Raw genomic sequence first — 15,516 nt, 5'->3', positions numbered from 1 at the left:
GCAAACCGGCCGCAGCCCCTGTTCCCCACCGGAGAATTAGTTTAACGCTGAACCATCTAAAGCCGAGAGGGGGCAGGCCATGGAAGAACGCCGTCAGGACAGCGCGCGGCAAGCGGCACTGGATTATCACGAATTCCCGCGTCCGGGTAAGCTGGAGGTTCGTGCCACCAAACCGCTGGCCAATGGCCGCGACCTGGCGCGCGCCTATTCCCCCGGCGTCGCCGAAGCCTGTCTGGAAATCAAGGCCGATCCCGCGACGGCAGCCCGCTATACCGCGCGCGGCAATCTGGTCGCGGTGGTCTCGAACGGCACGGCGGTGCTGGGGCTTGGCAATATCGGCGCGCTGGCATCCAAGCCGGTGATGGAGGGCAAGGCGGTGCTCTTCAAGAAATTCGCCAATATCGACTGTTTCGACATCGAGGTGAACGAGGCCGATCCCCACAAGCTGGCCGATATCGTGACCGCGCTGGAACCCAGCTTTGGCGCCATCAACCTTGAGGATATCAAGGCCCCGGAATGTTTCATCGTCGAACGGCTGTGCCGCGAACGTATGAACATCCCGGTCTTTCACGACGATCAGCACGGCACCGCCATCGTGGTGGGGGCTGCGGCAACCAATGCCCTGCATGTCGCGAAAAAGCGGTTCGAGGACATCAAGGTCGTCTCGACCGGCGGCGGGGCGGCCGGCATCGCCTGCCTGAACATGCTGCTGAAACTGGGCGTAAAGCGCGAAAACGTCTGGCTTTGCGACATCGCCGGCCTGGTCTATGAGGGTCGGACCGAGGAAATGACCCCGCAAAAGGCCGATTTCGCCCAGAAATCCGACCTGCGCACGCTGGATCAGGTAATCGAGGGCGCGGATCTGTTTCTGGGCCTTTCCGGTCCCGGCGTGCTCAAGCCCGAGATGGTCAAACGGATGGCGCCCCGCCCGATCGTCTTTGCGCTGGCCAATCCGACGCCCGAGATCCTGCCCGAAGAGGTGCGCGAGGTTGCCCCCGACGCCATCATCGCCACCGGGCGCAGCGATTACCCCAATCAGGTCAATAACGTCCTGTGCTTTCCCTTCATCTTCCGGGGGGCGCTGGATGTCGGCGCGACCACGATCAATGACGAGATGGAGCTGGCCTGCGTCGAGGGTATCGCCGCGCTCGCCCGCGCCACCACCAGCGCCGAGGCGGCGATGGCCTATCGCGGCGAGACGCTGACCTTTGGCGCCGATTATCTGATCCCCAAGCCCTTTGATCCGCGTCTGATCGGTGTGGTTTCGACCGCCGTCGCCAAGGCGGCGATGGAGACCGGCGTCGCCACCCGCCCGCTTTCCGACATTCAGGCCTATAAGCGCAAGCTCGACGGCTCGGTCTTCCGCTCGGCGATGATCATGCGCCCGGTCTTTGAGGCCGCCGCCACCGCCAAGCGCCGCATCGTCTTTGCCGAGGGCGAGGATGAGCGCGTGCTGCGCGCCGCCAATGCCATGCTTGAGGAAACCACCGACACGCCGATTCTGATCGGCCGCCCCGAGGTGATCGAGCGCCGCGCCGAACGCGCCGGCCTGCCGATCCGCCCCGGCCGCGATTTTGAAATCGTGAACCCCGAAAACGACCCGCGCTATCGCGACTATTGGGGCACCTATCACGAGTTGATGGCCCGGCAGGGCGTCACCCCCGATATCGCCCGCGCCATCATGCGCACCAACACCACCGCCATCGGTGCGGTCATGGTCCATCGCGACGAAGCCGACAGCGTGATCTGCGGCACCTTCGGGCAATACAGCTGGCACCTGAACTATGTCACCCAGATCCTGGCCCGCGACGGGCTGCGCCCGCATGGCGCGCTGTCGCTGATGATCCTTGAGGACGGGCCACTTTTCGTCGCCGACACCCAGGTCCACCACGCCCCCACCCCCGAACAGGTGGCCGAGGCCGCCATCGGCGCCGCCCGCCATGTCCGCCGCTTTGGCGTGACCCCCAAGGTGGCGCTGTGCAGCCATTCGCAATTCGGCAATCTGGACACCGAATCCGGCCGCAAGATGCGGGCCGCGATGGAAATTCTGCGCGCCCGCGAGGTGGATTTCATCTTTGACGGCGAAATGCATGTCGATTCCGCGCTGGACCCGACGATCCGCGAACGGCTGCTGCCGCATTCGCGCATCGAAGGCGCGGCGAATGTGCTGGTCTTTTCGGGCACCGACTCGGCCTCGGGGGTCAGGAACGCATTGAAGCTCAAGGCCAACGGGCTTGAGGTCGGCCCGATCCTGATGGGCATGGGCAACCGCGCCCATATCGTCACCCCCTCGATCACCACGCGGGGCCTTTTGAACATGAGCGTGGTCGCCGGCACACCCGTCGGCCATTACAAATAAGGGCGGCTTGCACCCGGCCCCATTTGAACGATTCGTCCGTTTCGGATCATGAAAACCGCGCCAGTTTGCAAACTGGCGCGCGTTTTTATGACGGATGCAAAGATTTTCCGATTTTGCAAACGTGCCATCGGCATTTGGGCCAAATTCTGCAAAATTTTGTGATCACCCCCGGCTGTCGAGCGTTAACATCCTTGCGCGACGGCCTTTGGCGCGCCTAACTCTGCCCATCATCTCGGGGAGGAGTGAGTGATGGGTTACCGCGACACCTATGCCGCCTGGCAGGCCGATCCCGAAGGGTTCTGGATGCAGGCCGCCCGCGCCATCGACTGGCAGCAGGAACCGTCAAAGGCACTGTTCGACGAACGCGCGCCGATCTTCGAATGGTTTTCCGACGGCATGGTCAATACCTGCTGGAACGCGGTCGACCGCCATGTGCTGGCGGGTCGCGGCGATCAGGTCGCGATCATGCATGAAAGCCCGATCACGCTTTCGACCAAGGGCATCACCTACAAGCAATTGCAGGCCCGCGTCGCATCGCTGGCGGGTGCGCTGCGCATGCGCGGCGTCGAAAAGGGCGACCGCGTCATCATCTATATGCCGATGATCCCCGAGGCGATCGAGGCGATGCTGGCCTGTGCGCGGCTGGGGGCGATCCACTCGGTCGTGTTCGGGGGGTTTGCGGCCAGCGAACTGGCCGTGCGCATCGACGATTGCCAGCCCAAGGCGATCATCGCCGCCTCTTGCGGCTTGGAACCCAACCGCGTCGTGCATTACAAGCCGCTCTTGGATCAGGCCATCGAGATGGCCAGCCACAAGCCGGAATTCTGCGTCATCTTCCAGCGCGAGCAAGAGGTCGCAAAGCTGGTCGAGGGCCGCGATTTCAGCTGGCACGGATTTCAATACGGGGTGAAACCCGCCGAATGCGTCCCGGTCGAGGGCAATCACCCCGCCTATATCCTGTATACCTCGGGCACGACCGGCCAGCCCAAGGGCGTGGTGCGCCACACCGCCGGCCATCTGGTCGCGCTGCAATGGTCGATGGAAAACATCTATAATATCGGGCCGGGGGACCGGTTCTGGGCGGCATCCGATGTGGGCTGGGTCGTCGGGCACAGCTATATCTGCTATGGCCCGCTGATCGCCGGCGCGACCACCGTGGTCTATGAGGGCAAGCCGGTCGGCACGCCCCATGCCGGCACCTTCTGGCGCACGATCCAGAACAACCGCATCAAGAGCTTTTTCACCGCCCCCACCGCCCTGCGCGCCATCCGGCGCGAGGATCCGAACGGCGAATGGATCCGCCGCTATAAGCTGCATGATCTGCAAGCCCTGTTCCTGGCCGGCGAACGCGCCGATCCCGATACGGTGAAATGGGCGCAGGATCATCTGGGCGTGCCGGTGGTGGACCATTGGTGGCAGACCGAAACCGGCTGGGCTATCGCGGCCAATCCCATCGGTATCGAAACCCTGCCGACCAAGCTGGGCAGCCCCTCGGTGCCGATGCCGGGCTATGACGTCCAGATCCTCGATGACGAGGGCAACCCCGTGCCCCGGGGCACGTTGGGCGCCATCGCGATCAAACTGCCCCTGCCGCCCGGCACCTTGCCGACGCTCTGGAACGCCGAGGACCGGTTCCGCAAAAGTTATCTGGACCACTTCCCGGGCTATTACGAAACGGGTGACGCGGGCTATGTCGATGAGGACGGCTATCTTTACATCATGGCCCGCACCGATGACGTCATCAACGTCGCCGGCCACCGCCTGTCCACCGGCGCCATGGAAGAGGTGCTGGCCAGCCACCCGGATGTCGCCGAATGCGCGGTGATCGGCGTCGCCGACAGCCTCAAGGGGCAATCCCCACTTGGCTTTCTGTGTCTGAAATCGGGGGTAACGACACCGCATGATCGGGTCGTCGCGGATGTGGTGCGAATGGTGCGCGACCGCATCGGCCCGGTCGCGGCCTTCAAATCGGCCTGCGTCGTCGACCGCCTGCCCAAGACCCGCTCGGGCAAGATCCTGCGCGCGACCATGGCCAAGATCGCGGATGGCGAAAGCTACAAGATGCCGGCAACGATCGACGATCCCGCGGTTCTGGATGAAATCCGCACCGCCTTGCAGGGGCTGGGCTACGCCAAGGCCGGTTGACCGGCGCCTGTCCCACGAATGCAAAAGCCGCCGGTCCATCGCCCGGCGGCTTTCGCGTTTGACGCCTATTTCACCAGCATTGCGATGCCTTCAATTCGCCAAAGACGCCCGCCCCGTTAGTCGATCCGGGCGCCAAGCCCGCGCATCAGCGGCAGGAAATCCGGGAACGAGGTCGCAATGGGGCCGCCGTCATCGACGCTGATCGGTTGCGCAGATGCCAGCCCCGCCACCAGAAACGACATGGCGATGCGGTGATCCAGATGCGACACGGCGGTGGCGCCACCCGACAGGCCGCCGGTGCCATGGACGGTCATCGTATCCTCGGTATCCTCGACCTTGGCGCCATTCGCGCGCAGGCCGACGGCCATGGCGTCGATGCGGTCGCTTTCCTTGACCCGCAATTCATGGACGCCCTGCATGACGGTGGTGCCCTCGGCAAAGGCCGCGATCACCGACAGGATCGGGAATTCGTCGATCATGCTGGCCGCGCGTTCGGCGGGCACGGTCACGCCCCGCATCGCCGGACTGTGGCGGACCAAAAGGTCGGCAACCGGCTCGCCCCCCTCTTCGCGCGGGTTTTCAAAGGTGATGTCGGCGCCCATTTCCACAAGCGTGACATAGAGCCCGTCGCGGGTCGGGTTGTGGCTGACGCCGGGCACCCGGATTTCCGATCCCGGCACGATCAGCGCCGCCGCCACCGGGAATGCAGCACTTGAGGGGTCGCGCGGCACCGCGACCGGCTGCGGCCGCAGCTCGGGCCGGCCGGTCAGGGTGATCACGCGGCCTTCATCGGTGGTTTCCGTGGTGATGGTGGCGCCGAAACCGGCCAGCATGCGTTCGGTATGATCGCGCGTCGGCTCGGCCTCGATCACCACGGTCTGTCCGGGCGCGTTCAGCCCGGCCAGCAGCACGGCGGATTTGATCTGGGCGCTGGCAACCGGGGTGCGGTAACGCACCGGCACCGGACCGGCCGCGCCCTTGATGGTGACCGGCAGGCGCTTGCCCTCGCGCGCGGTGATTTCGCAACCAAAGAGTTCAAGCGGGTCGGTGACGCGGCCCATGGGGCGGCGCGACAGGCTGGCATCGCCGGTAAAGGTCGCGGTGACCGGCGTCGTCGCCATCGCCCCCATGATCAGCCGCACACCGGTGCCGGAATTGCCGCAATCGATCACGCCCTCGGGTTCGGTGAAACCGCCGACACCGACGCCGTTCACCCGCCACTCCCCCTCGCCCAGACGTTCGACGCGGGCACCAAAGGCCTGCATCGCCTTGGCGGTGTCCAGCACGTCCTGCCCCTCCAAAAGGCCGGTGATGCGGGTTTCACCCACCGACAGCGCGCCAAGGATCAGCGCGCGATGGCTGATCGACTTGTCGCCGGGAACGCGGGCCTCGCCCTTAAGCGCCCCCGAACGGTGGGCGGTCATCGGAAGCGGTTCGGCGGAATGCGACATGGGACACCTTTGGCTGCTCGCGAAAGGTGATAGCGGTCACGGGACCGGCTTGCAATCAGCCCCGCGCTAGCCCTGGCGGCGGAAGGTCACATAATGGGGCACGCGCCCCTCGCGCAGGGCCTTTTGCTCATAGCGCGTGGAAAGCCAGTCGTCCCACGCCTCTGGCCCCTCGGCCACCAGATCGAACCCGGCTGGCGGCACCTCTTCCAGGGTCTGGCGGACGTAATCGGGAATGTCGGTGGCGACGCGGAACTCGGCGCCGGGCTTCATCACGCGCGCCAGCGGGATCAGATGCTCGGGCGTGACAAAGCGGCGGCGATGATGGCGCGCCTTGGGCCATGGGTCGGGATAATTGAGGAACGCCTTGCTGACCGAGGCATCGGGAAAGACATCCATCAGGTCGCGCGCATCGCCGGGATGGACGCTGACATTTTCGACGCCGGCGGCGCGGATCTTGCCCAAAAGCATGGCCACGCCGTTGATAAAGGGCTCACAGCCGATGATGCCGATTTCGGGATAGCGGGCGGCCATATGGACCATATGCTCGCCCCCGCCAAAGCCGATCTCAAGCCAGATCGGGCGATCGTCGCCAAAGATCCGCGCCGGGTCGATGCGCCCGCGTTCGGGGTTGTCCTGAACGGAAATGCCGCGCGGACGCAGGCTGCCCAGATCCTCGGACAGATAGCCCTTCTGGCTTTGACGCAGGGTCTTGCCATGACGGCGGCCATAGAAATTGCGGCGCGGTGGGTTCGGGTCGAATTCGCTCATGGGCCGGCGCTTTGCCCGGCCCACGGCAAAAGGTCAAGTCATTCCGCCGCCAGCCGCGAAATCACCACCGTGACCTCGGGCTTTTTGCCGATTTCCTCCATGGCGACCTGGCGGGTGATCTTGCGGATCCCGTCCTCCAGCTTGTCGTCATCCATGACGATCTTGTCGTCGGCACGTTCCAGAAACTCGGCCAATTCGCTTTCCAGATTGCTGGCCAGCGGCACACCGGCGCGCCCCTTTTCGGGCAGGCCCGACAGCTCGACCCAGGCATCGGGCAGCGGGTTGTCATCCTCATCGATGATGACCGACACCATGGCATGACCGTTCAGCGCCATGCGGATACGGTCGCGCACGACCCCGTCCATGGCCCCGATCAGCACGCTGCCATCCAGATAGGTGCGACCGGTTTCGATCTGATCGACGACGCGCGGCGCATCGCCCGACAGATCCAGCATGGTGCCATTGGTGGCGATGGCCGAGGCGATGCCACGCTTTTCGGCCAGTTTCGCATGTTCGCGCAGATGCATGTGTTCGCCATGCATCGGTATCACCATCTTGGGCTTCAGCAGCTCGTGAACCGCCTCGATATCGGGGCGGTTCGCGTGGCCCGAAACGTGATAGATACCGTCATCGGCATCGTAAAGATCGACGCCCGACTCGCTCAGGGCATTCATGATGCGGATCACGCCGCGCTCATTGCCCGGAATGGTGCGCGAGGAAAACAGGAAGCTGTCCCCCTCTTTCAGCTGGATGCCCAGATAGCGGCCGCGCGACAGCTGCGCGCTGGCGGCGCGGCGTTCGCCCTGGGACCCGGTGACGATCAGCATGACCTTGTCGCGGGGCAGTTCGGCCGCCTCTTCGGGGCCGATCACGGCGGGGAAACGGTCAAGAATGCCGGTTTCGGTCGCGACCGTGATCATCCGCCGCATCGCCCGGCCCAAAAGACAGATCTTGCGCCCGGCGGCGACGCCCGCCTCGGCCAGCGTGCGCAGGCGGGCGATATTGCTGGCGAATGTCGTGGCGACCACCATCTGCCTTTGCGAGGTGACGAAATCCAGAAGCGGATTGGCCAGGATCGCCTCGGACCGGCCGGGCTGGGGCGAAAACACATTGGTGGAATCACAGGTCAGCACCTTGATCCCATCCCCTTCATGGGCAATTTCGTGCCACATCATCGGGTCGAAGGGTTCGCCCACCACGGGCGTTCCGTCCAGCTTGAAATCGCCGGTATGCACGATCCGGCCCGCAGGCGTGTCGATGATCAGCGCCGAGCTTTCGGGGATCGAATGGCTGATCGGCACGAATTGCACGCGGAAGGGGCCGGCCTCGACCACGGCGGGGCGCGGGGCGTGGATATGCAGCTGATCGGTGGGCTGGCCCGCCTCTTCCATCTTGAGCCGCGCCAGCGCGCCGGTAAAGCGGCGGCAATGGATCGGCTTTTGCAGACGCGGCCACAACAGGCCAAGGGCGCCGACGTGATCCTCGTGACCATGGGTGATGAAAATGGCGTCGATGCGGTCGCGGTTCGCCTCAAGCCAGGCGACATCGGCCATGATCAGGTCGATCCCCGGCGCGCTGTCCATATCGCCGAAGGTCACGCCCAGATCGACCACGATCAGCCGTTCGCGCCCCGGCTCGCCATAGCCATAGACATAGGCGTTCATGCCGATTTCGCCCGCGCCGCCCAGCGGCAGATAGATCAGGCGTTCAGCCATGAACCGTCTCCTTGTTATTATAGTCATAGATCAGACGCAGACCGTGCACGGTCAGATCATCCTCGATCGCGTCAAACAGATCAAAGCCCTGATCGAACAGCGGCGCAAGTCCGCCGGTGGCGATCACCTTCATCGGCCGGCCGCGTTCCAGGCGGATCTTGTCGACGATGCCCTGCACCAGACCGATATAGCCCCAATAGATGCCCGACTGGATACAGGCAACCGTATTCGTGCCGATCACCTTTTCGGGCATGGTCACATCCACATGCGGCAGCGCGGCGGCCGCCATATGCAGCGCCTCAAGCGACAGATTGACCCCCGGCGCGATCACGCCGCCAACATAGGCGCCATCGGTATCGACCACGTCAAAGGTGGTGGCGGTGCCGAAATCGACCACGATCAGGTCCGGCCCGTGGCGGTCAAAGGCCCCGACCGTATTGACCAGCCGGTCCGGCCCGACCACGGTGCCGATATCCACGCGCGGCGGCACCGGCAGCCGGGTTTCGGGCTTGCCCACCACCAGCGGGCGGGTGTTGAAATAGCGGCTGCACAGCACACGCAGGTTGAACACGACACGCGGCGCGGTCGAGCTGATGATGCAGGCGTCGATGTCCAGATCGAAATGCCGCAGCCCGATCAGCGTCTGCAACCAGACGAAATATTCATCCGCCGTGCGCCGGTGATCGGTCGAGATGCGCCAATGCGACAGGAATTTCTCGCCGTCCCAGATCGAAAAGACGGTATTGGTGTTGCCGGTGTCGATGCACAGCAGCATGGCGCCTAGCCCCCGAAATAGACATCGGCGGCGGGAATGACCTGCCGCCCGGCCGCCGTTTTCAGAACCAGCGAGCCGCTGTCGTCGACGCCTTCGAATATGCCGTGATGTTCGCTGCCGCCGGTGCGGGCGATGATCGGCTCGCCCAGCCGGGCGGCGCGCGCAAGCCAGGCGTTGCGGATCGGGGCAAAACCAAAGGTTTCGAACTGCGCCTGCCAGCGGGCAAAGGCCACCGCCAGCAGATCCAGAAAATCCTCGGGCGGGACGGCATGGCCGGTCTCGCCCTTGACCGAAACCGGGGTGACCGCCTGCGGCTCGACCGCCGAGACATCCGGCGCGGCGGCGAGATTGACCCCGATCCCCACGGCCACGGATTGCACCGCGCCCCCCGACCCCGCGCTTTCCAGCAGGATCCCGGCGACCTTGCCGCCATTCAAGAGCACGTCATTGGGCCATTTGATCGCCAGCCGCACGGCCGGGCCACAGGCATCGGTCAGGGCATCGTAAAGCGCCAGCGCCGCGACAAAGGACAGCTGCGCCGCAGCCAGCGCGCCACCTTGGGGACGCAAAACCAGCGTGCCGGCAAAGTTTCCCGCCGGCATCGCCCAGCCGCGACCGCGCCGCCCCCGCGCCGCCGTCTGTTCGCGCGCCATGATCCAGGCCGGGCCGCTCAGGCCGGGCGCCAGTCGCAACGCCTCGGCATTGGTGCTGTCGGTGCGGGCCAGCACATGGCGGGCCACGCCCTCGGGCCAGGCCTCACTCAAGGCGTTCAGGCTCGGCCGGCAGGATCGCCGCCTCGGCCGGGGCCGGGGTCGCCTCGTTCGAAACCAGCGTTTCGGCGGCACGACCCGCGGCGGCATCGACGCCGAACATGTTCACCGCGCCCACCAGCATGATCAGCGCCGGCACGATCAGCCCCATATACTGGACCGCCCCCATGCGCGACACCACGCCTTCGGTCTCGGCCCCGAAATACATGTAATAGACGATACGCAGGTAATAGAACGCCCCGATGACCGAGGCGATCACGCCCAGTGCCGCAAGCCAGGTCATGCCCGCATCGACCGCCGCCGTCAGCACGCCCAGTTTGGCAAAGAAGCCCAGCGTCGGCGGCACCCCGGCCAGGCTGAACATCAGGATCAGCATGGCCATCCCCTTGATCGGGTCGGTCCAGGCGAAACGATTGAGCGAGGCCAGATCGGTGACCGGCACGCCGTCACGCTCCATCGACAGGATAAAGGCGAAGGTGCCCACGTTCATCACCGCATAGATGGTCATGTACATCAGCATCGCCTGCACGCCCAGCGTGCTGCCGGCGGCCAGACCGACCAGCGCAAAACCCATATGCGCGATCGAGGAATAGGCCATCAGACGCTTGATATTGGTCTGTCCGATCCCGGCGATCGAGCCAAGGAACATGGACATCACCGCAAGCGCCGCGACGATCTGGGTCCAGTCGCCGATGACATGGCCAAAGGCGTCAAAGACCAGCCGCGCGATCAGCGCCATCGCCGCGACCTTGGGCGCGGTCGCGAAAAAGGCGGTCACCGGCGTGGGCGAACCCTCATAGACATCGGGCGTCCACATGTGGAAGGGCACGGCCGAAACCTTGAAAGCCAGACCGACCAGCATGAAGACCAGCCCGAACAGCACGCCAAGGGACAGATGCCCGGCCTCGATGGTGGTGATGATGCCGGCAAATCCGGTGGTTCCGGCAAAGCCGTAAACCAGCGAGGCCCCATAGAGCAAAAGCCCCGAGCTGAGCGAGCCCAGCACGAAATATTTCAGCCCCGCCTCGGAGGAACGCACCGAGTCGCGGCGCATCGCGGCAACGACGTAAAGCGCCAGCGATTGCAGCTCGAGCCCCATATAGAGCGTCAGAAGATCGCCGGCCGAGACCATGAACATCATCCCCAGCACCGCCAACGCGACGAGAATGGGGAATTCGAACCGCAGCATGCCGCGCCGCAGCAGGTAATCGGCGCTGGTGGCCAGCACCGCAGCCGCGGCGATCAGCGTCACCACCTTGGCAAAGCGCGAAAAGCCGTCATCGATGAACATGCCGTAAAAGGCCGTCCCGGCAGCCTTGTCGCCCAGCCCGATCAGGGCGGCCACGATCAGAAACACCGCGACCGTGGCCCAAAGCAGGCTGGGGGCCAGCCTGTCCTTGCCGAAATAGGCCCCCGCCAGCAGGGCGATCAGGGCATATGCGGCCAGGACCACCTCGGGCAGAATGGTCGAAAAATCGAGCGAGGTCATATCTGCCCCCTAGTGGCTGGCTTCAGCCGTGGCGACGGGCGCCTCGGGCTGGCTTTGGTTATAGTGGTCAAGCAGGGCGGCAACGGACGGTCCGGTCACATCGGTGACCAGTCGCGGATACACCCCCAGGATCAGCGTCATCGCGATCAGCGGCATGAAAACCCATTTCTCGCGCGGGGTCATGTCGGTGATCGACTTCAGGCTTTCCTTGATCAGCTGGCCCAGCGTGACCCGGCGATAGAGCCACAGCGCATAAGCCGCCGACAGGATCACCCCGGTCGCGGCGACCGTGGCCACCCAAGTATTGGCGCGGAACGTGCCCAGCAGCGTCAGGAACTCACCCACGAAACCCGAGGTGCCGGGCAGGCCGACATTGGCCATGGTGAAGAACATGAACACCGCCGCATAGGCCGGCATCCGGTTCACCAGCCCGCCATAGGCGTCGATGTCGCGGGTATGCATGCGGTCATAGATCACGCCAACGCAAAGAAACAGCGCCCCCGAGATGAAACCATGCGACAGCATCTGGAAGATGGCGCCATCGACGCCCGGCTGATTGCCGGCGAAAATCCCCATGGTCACATAACCCATATGGGCGACCGAGGAATAGGCGATAACCTTTTTCATATCGGTCTGCGCCAGCGCCACCAGCGAGGTATAGACGATGGCGATGGCCGACAGCCAGAAGATGAAATCCTGGGCCAGATGGCTGGCCACCGGGAACATCGGCAGCGAAAAGCGCAGGAAGCCATAGCCGCCCATCTTCAAGAGCACCGCGGCCAGCAGGACCGAACCGGCGGTCGGCGCCTGAACGTGGGCGTCGGGCAACCAGGTATGGACCGGCCACATCGGCATCTTGACCGCGAAGCTGGCAAAGAACGCCACGAAGAGCAGCATCTGCACGCCGCCCACGACCGAAATGCCCAGCACGCGGATGGTCTCGGACGGGAAAGGCGTCCGCGCCGGATCGAGAAGCGCCACGATATCCGTGGTCCCGGCCATGCGGTACATGGCGATCATCGCCACCAGCATCAGCACCGAACCAAGGAAGGTATAGAGGAAGAACTTGAAGGCCGCATAGATGCGGTCCTTGCCCCCCCAGATGCCGATGATCAGGAACATCGGGATCAGGCCGGCCTCGAAGAACAGATAGAACAGGATCAGATCCAGCGCCGTGAAGACGCCGATCATCAGCCCTTCCAGCACGAGAAAGGCGATCATGTACTCCTTGACCTTCACCTCGACATTCCAGGCCGACAGGATGGTCAGCGGCATCATGAAGGTGGTCAGCATGACGAACAGGACCGAAATCCCGTCCACGCCCATCTTGTAGCGCAGCCCCATGACCCAGGCATGGTCTTCGACGAACTGAAAGCCGGTATTGGCCGGATCGAACCGGAACAACACGAAAAGCGAGATCAGGAAGGTCGCGGTGGTGCCCAGAAGCGCCACCCATTTCGCATTGCGCGCCGCCGCCTCGTCATTGCTGCGCAGAAACAAGGCCATGATCGCCGCGATGACGATCGGCAGGAAGGTGATAATGGAAAGAAAGCTCGTCATATCAGTGCGTGCCCCGCATCATCACCCAGATCAGCAAGCCCACGATGCCCAGCACCATGGCAAAGGCATAATGGAACAGATAGCCCGACTGCACGCGGACCGCCGCGCGCGTCAACCGCGGGATCAGCCCCATGGCGACCCCGTTGATGGCGCCGTCGATGACCGCGCCATCCCCCTCTTTCCACAGGAAGCGGCCCAGCCACAGCGTCGGCCGCACGAAAAGGAAATTGTAGATTTCGTCGAAATACCACTTGTTCAGCAGGAACTGATAAAGCCCCCGCTGCTGCGCGGCCAGACGGCCCGGCAGGCTTGGATCGGCGATATAGAAGAAGAAGGCCGTGATCAGCCCCACCAGCATGGCGATGAAGGGCGAAACCTTGACCCATTTCGGGGCATGGTGCGCCTCGTCCATGATGTGATTGTCGGGGGCCATATAGATCGCGCCTCCGACCGGGGCGGCGATGGCTTCGCCGGCGGGATGCTCGCCCGTCGCGGGGGTCGCCGCATGTTCGCCATCGGCGGCCGGGGTTGCCTCGGCGACAGTCTCGGCTGCGGTCTCGGTCGCGGCGGCATGTTCGACCGGCGCCTCGCCGGTTGCCGGGGCGGCTTCTTCGCCGCCTTCGGCGGTCGTATGCGCGCCGGGGATGTGGAAGAAGTTGACCACCTTGTCATGGCTGCCGAAGAACGGACCATACCAGACCATGCCGGCAAAGATCGCGCCAACCGCCAGCACGCCCAGCGGAATGGTCATCACCGGCGGGCTTTCATGGGCATGATCATGGGCGTGATGATCGCCCCTCGGCTTGCCATAGAAGGTCAGGAAGATCAGCCGCCAAGAATAGAAGCTGGTGAAACAGGCCGCGATGACCAGCATCCAGAAGGCATAGGAATTGCCGGCCCAGGCGCTTTCGATGATCGCGTCCTTGGACAGGAAGCCCGCAAAACCAATGGTGGTCAGCGGGATGCCGACGCCGGTAATCGCAAAGGTGCCGATCATCATCGCCCAATAGGTCAGTGGGATCTTTTTGCGCAGCCCGCCATAATTCCGCATGTCCTGTTCATGATGCATGGCATGGATGACCGAGCCGGCGCCCAGAAACAGCATCGCCTTGAAAAACGCATGCGTCAGCAGGTGGAACATCGCCGCCGAATAGACGCCGACGCCGGCGGCCACGAACATATAGCCGAGCTGCGAACAGGTCGAATAGGCGATGACGCGCTTGATGTCGTTCTGAACCAGACCCACGGTCGCGGCAAAGAACGCGGTGGTGGCCCCCACGATGACGATGAAGTTCTTGGCATCCGGCGCGAATTCATAAAGCGGCGACATGCGGCAGACCAGGAACACGCCCGCAGTCACCATGGTCGCGGCATGGATCAGCGCCGAAACCGGGGTCGGACCCTCCATCGCGTCGGGAAGCCAGGTGTGCAGGAAGAGCTGCGCCGATTTGCCCATGGCGCCCACGAACAACAGGAAACCCAGAAGGTTCGCCGCGTTCCATTCGCGCCACAGGAAATGCACGTTGGTCTCGGCGATCTGCGGGACCTGGGCAAAGATCTCGTCAAAGCGGATGCTGCCGGTCAGCCAGTAAAGGCCAAAGATCCCCAGCAGGAAGCCGAAGTCACCGACGCGGTTGACGATAAAGGCCTTCATCGCCGCCGCGCCCGCCGACTGTTTCTTGTAGTAGAAACCGATCAGCAGATAGGAGGCGACGCCCACCCCTTCCCAGCCGAAGAACATCTGCAAGAGGTTGTCGGCCGTCACCAGCATCAGCATAGCAAAGGTAAAGAACGACAGATAGGCGAAGAAACGCGCCTTGTAATGTTCGTCATGGGTGAAGTTGTCGTCATGGGCCATGTAGCCCAGCGAATACATATGCACCAGCGCCGAAACCGTGTTCACCACGATCAGCATGATCGCGGTCAGCCGGTCGATGCGGATCGACCATTCGGCATGGAAATCGCCCGCGACCACCCAGTCCATGACCGGGATATGCTGGGTGACGCCGTCAAAGGTCAGGAACACGATCCAGCTGAGCGCGCAGCACAGAAACAGGATGCCTGTGGTCAGGTATTGCGCGGCCTTTTCGCCGATCACGCGCCAGCCAAAGCCGGCGATGATCGACCCGATCAGGGGCGCAAACAGGATGATCTTTTCCATATTCGCTTACCCCTTCATCACGTTGACGTCTTCCACGGCGATGGTGCCGCGGTTGCGGAAGAAGACCACAAGGATCGCAAGACCGATGGCAGCCTCGGCGGCGGCGACGGTCAGGATGAACATGGTGAACACCTGCCCCGCCAGATCGCCCAGATGCGTCGAGAAGGCGACGAAATTGATGTTCACCGCCAGCAGCATCAGCTCGATCGACATCAGGATGACGATGACGTTCTTTCGGTTCACGAAGATACCGAACACGCCGGTGACGAACAGGATCGCCCCCACAACAAGGTAATGTGTCAAGCTTATCATCGTCTCATGTC

The 15,516-nt window shown here is 63.7% G+C and carries 11 protein-coding genes; 2 read left to right on the top strand and 9 right to left on the bottom strand.

Annotation, left to right across the window (positions count from 1 at the left end):
- Positions 1–79 precede the first annotated feature (79 nt).
- Both ACFOMH_RS10985 and ACFOMH_RS10980 read left to right on the top strand, forming a co-directional pair.
- On the top strand, positions 80–2,359 hold the full coding sequence (locus ACFOMH_RS10985; protein WP_374422909.1) for an NADP-dependent malic enzyme: 2,280 nt from the start codon (positions 80–82) through the stop codon (positions 2,357–2,359).
- Between the two features lie 249 nt (positions 2,360–2,608).
- On the top strand, positions 2,609–4,504 hold the full coding sequence (locus ACFOMH_RS10980) for a propionyl-CoA synthetase (protein ID WP_374422907.1): 1,896 nt from the start codon (positions 2,609–2,611) through the stop codon (positions 4,502–4,504).
- Positions 4,505–4,620: 116 nt separating this feature from the next.
- Here ACFOMH_RS10980 and aroA read toward each other — a convergent pair whose 3' ends face one another.
- The 9 genes from aroA to nuoK form a co-directional block, all read right to left on the bottom strand.
- Positions 4,621–5,955 carry a 3-phosphoshikimate 1-carboxyvinyltransferase gene (aroA, locus tag ACFOMH_RS10975; RefSeq protein ID WP_377744485.1) on the bottom strand — a complete coding sequence of 445 codons (1,335 nt, stop codon included), beginning with the start codon at positions 5,953–5,955 and terminating at the stop codon, positions 4,621–4,623.
- Between the two features lie 66 nt (positions 5,956–6,021).
- On the bottom strand, positions 6,022–6,723 hold the full coding sequence (gene trmB / locus ACFOMH_RS10970; protein ID WP_377744483.1) for a tRNA (guanosine(46)-N7)-methyltransferase TrmB: 702 nt from the start codon (positions 6,721–6,723) through the stop codon (positions 6,022–6,024).
- A 38-nt stretch (positions 6,724–6,761) separates the two neighbouring features.
- Positions 6,762–8,438, bottom strand: a complete 1,677-nt coding sequence (locus ACFOMH_RS10965; protein ID WP_374422902.1) for a ribonuclease J — start codon at positions 8,436–8,438, stop codon at positions 6,762–6,764.
- Complete coding sequence (locus ACFOMH_RS10960) at positions 8,431–9,213, bottom strand: type III pantothenate kinase (protein WP_374422901.1); 783 nt, start codon at positions 9,211–9,213, stop codon at positions 8,431–8,433. Before ACFOMH_RS10960 ends, ACFOMH_RS10965 begins: the two co-directional genes overlap by 8 nt.
- Before the next feature lie 5 nt (positions 9,214–9,218).
- Positions 9,219–9,977 (bottom strand): biotin--[acetyl-CoA-carboxylase] ligase, encoded by a 759-nt coding sequence (locus ACFOMH_RS10955; protein WP_377744481.1) that lies wholly within the window; start codon positions 9,975–9,977, stop codon positions 9,219–9,221.
- Positions 9,970–11,472 carry an NADH-quinone oxidoreductase subunit NuoN gene (gene nuoN, locus ACFOMH_RS10950; RefSeq protein ID WP_377744479.1) on the bottom strand — a complete coding sequence of 501 codons (1,503 nt, stop codon included), beginning with the start codon at positions 11,470–11,472 and terminating at the stop codon, positions 9,970–9,972. The genes ACFOMH_RS10955 and nuoN overlap by 8 nt, the downstream gene beginning before the upstream one ends.
- Positions 11,473–11,481: 9 nt before the next feature.
- Positions 11,482–13,032 carry an NADH-quinone oxidoreductase subunit M gene (locus tag ACFOMH_RS10945; RefSeq protein WP_374422895.1) on the bottom strand — a complete coding sequence of 517 codons (1,551 nt, stop codon included), beginning with the start codon at positions 13,030–13,032 and terminating at the stop codon, positions 11,482–11,484.
- A gap of 1 nt (position 13,033) precedes the next feature.
- A complete protein-coding gene (nuoL, locus tag ACFOMH_RS10940; protein WP_377744477.1) occupies positions 13,034–15,193 on the bottom strand; it encodes an NADH-quinone oxidoreductase subunit L in 2,160 nt (719 codons plus the stop codon).
- A gap of 6 nt (positions 15,194–15,199) precedes the next feature.
- Positions 15,200–15,505, bottom strand: coding sequence for an NADH-quinone oxidoreductase subunit NuoK (gene nuoK / locus ACFOMH_RS10935; protein ID WP_374422890.1), 306 nt, complete (start codon positions 15,503–15,505; stop codon positions 15,200–15,202).
- Positions 15,506–15,516: the final 11 nt, after the last annotated feature.

This window comes from Paracoccus mangrovi (assembly GCF_042648425.1).
GTDB classification, from domain to species: domain Bacteria; phylum Pseudomonadota; class Alphaproteobacteria; order Rhodobacterales; family Rhodobacteraceae; genus Paracoccus; species Paracoccus mangrovi.
The sequence above is the reverse complement of the archived record's forward strand: the minus strand, read 5'-3'. Positions and strand labels throughout refer to the sequence as shown.

Coding starts and splice junctions, on each gene's coding strand:
- ACFOMH_RS10985 (WP_374422909.1), top strand. CDS start 80: ATGGAAGAACGCCGTCAGGACAGCGCGCGGCAAGCGGCACTGGATTAT.
- ACFOMH_RS10980 (WP_374422907.1), top strand. CDS start 2,609: ATGGGTTACCGCGACACCTATGCCGCCTGGCAGGCCGATCCCGAAGGG.
- aroA (WP_377744485.1), bottom strand. CDS start 5,955: ATGTCGCATTCCGCCGAACCGCTTCCGATGACCGCCCACCGTTCGGGG.
- trmB (WP_377744483.1), bottom strand. CDS start 6,723: ATGAGCGAATTCGACCCGAACCCACCGCGCCGCAATTTCTATGGCCGC.
- ACFOMH_RS10965 (WP_374422902.1), bottom strand. CDS start 8,438: ATGGCTGAACGCCTGATCTATCTGCCGCTGGGCGGCGCGGGCGAAATC.
- ACFOMH_RS10960 (WP_374422901.1), bottom strand. CDS start 9,213: ATGCTGCTGTGCATCGACACCGGCAACACCAATACCGTCTTTTCGATC.
- nuoN (WP_377744479.1), bottom strand. CDS start 11,472: ATGACCTCGCTCGATTTTTCGACCATTCTGCCCGAGGTGGTCCTGGCC.
- ACFOMH_RS10945 (WP_374422895.1), bottom strand. CDS start 13,032: ATGACGAGCTTTCTTTCCATTATCACCTTCCTGCCGATCGTCATCGCG.
- nuoL (WP_377744477.1), bottom strand. CDS start 15,193: ATGGAAAAGATCATCCTGTTTGCGCCCCTGATCGGGTCGATCATCGCC.
- nuoK (WP_374422890.1), bottom strand. CDS start 15,505: ATGATAAGCTTGACACATTACCTTGTTGTGGGGGCGATCCTGTTCGTC.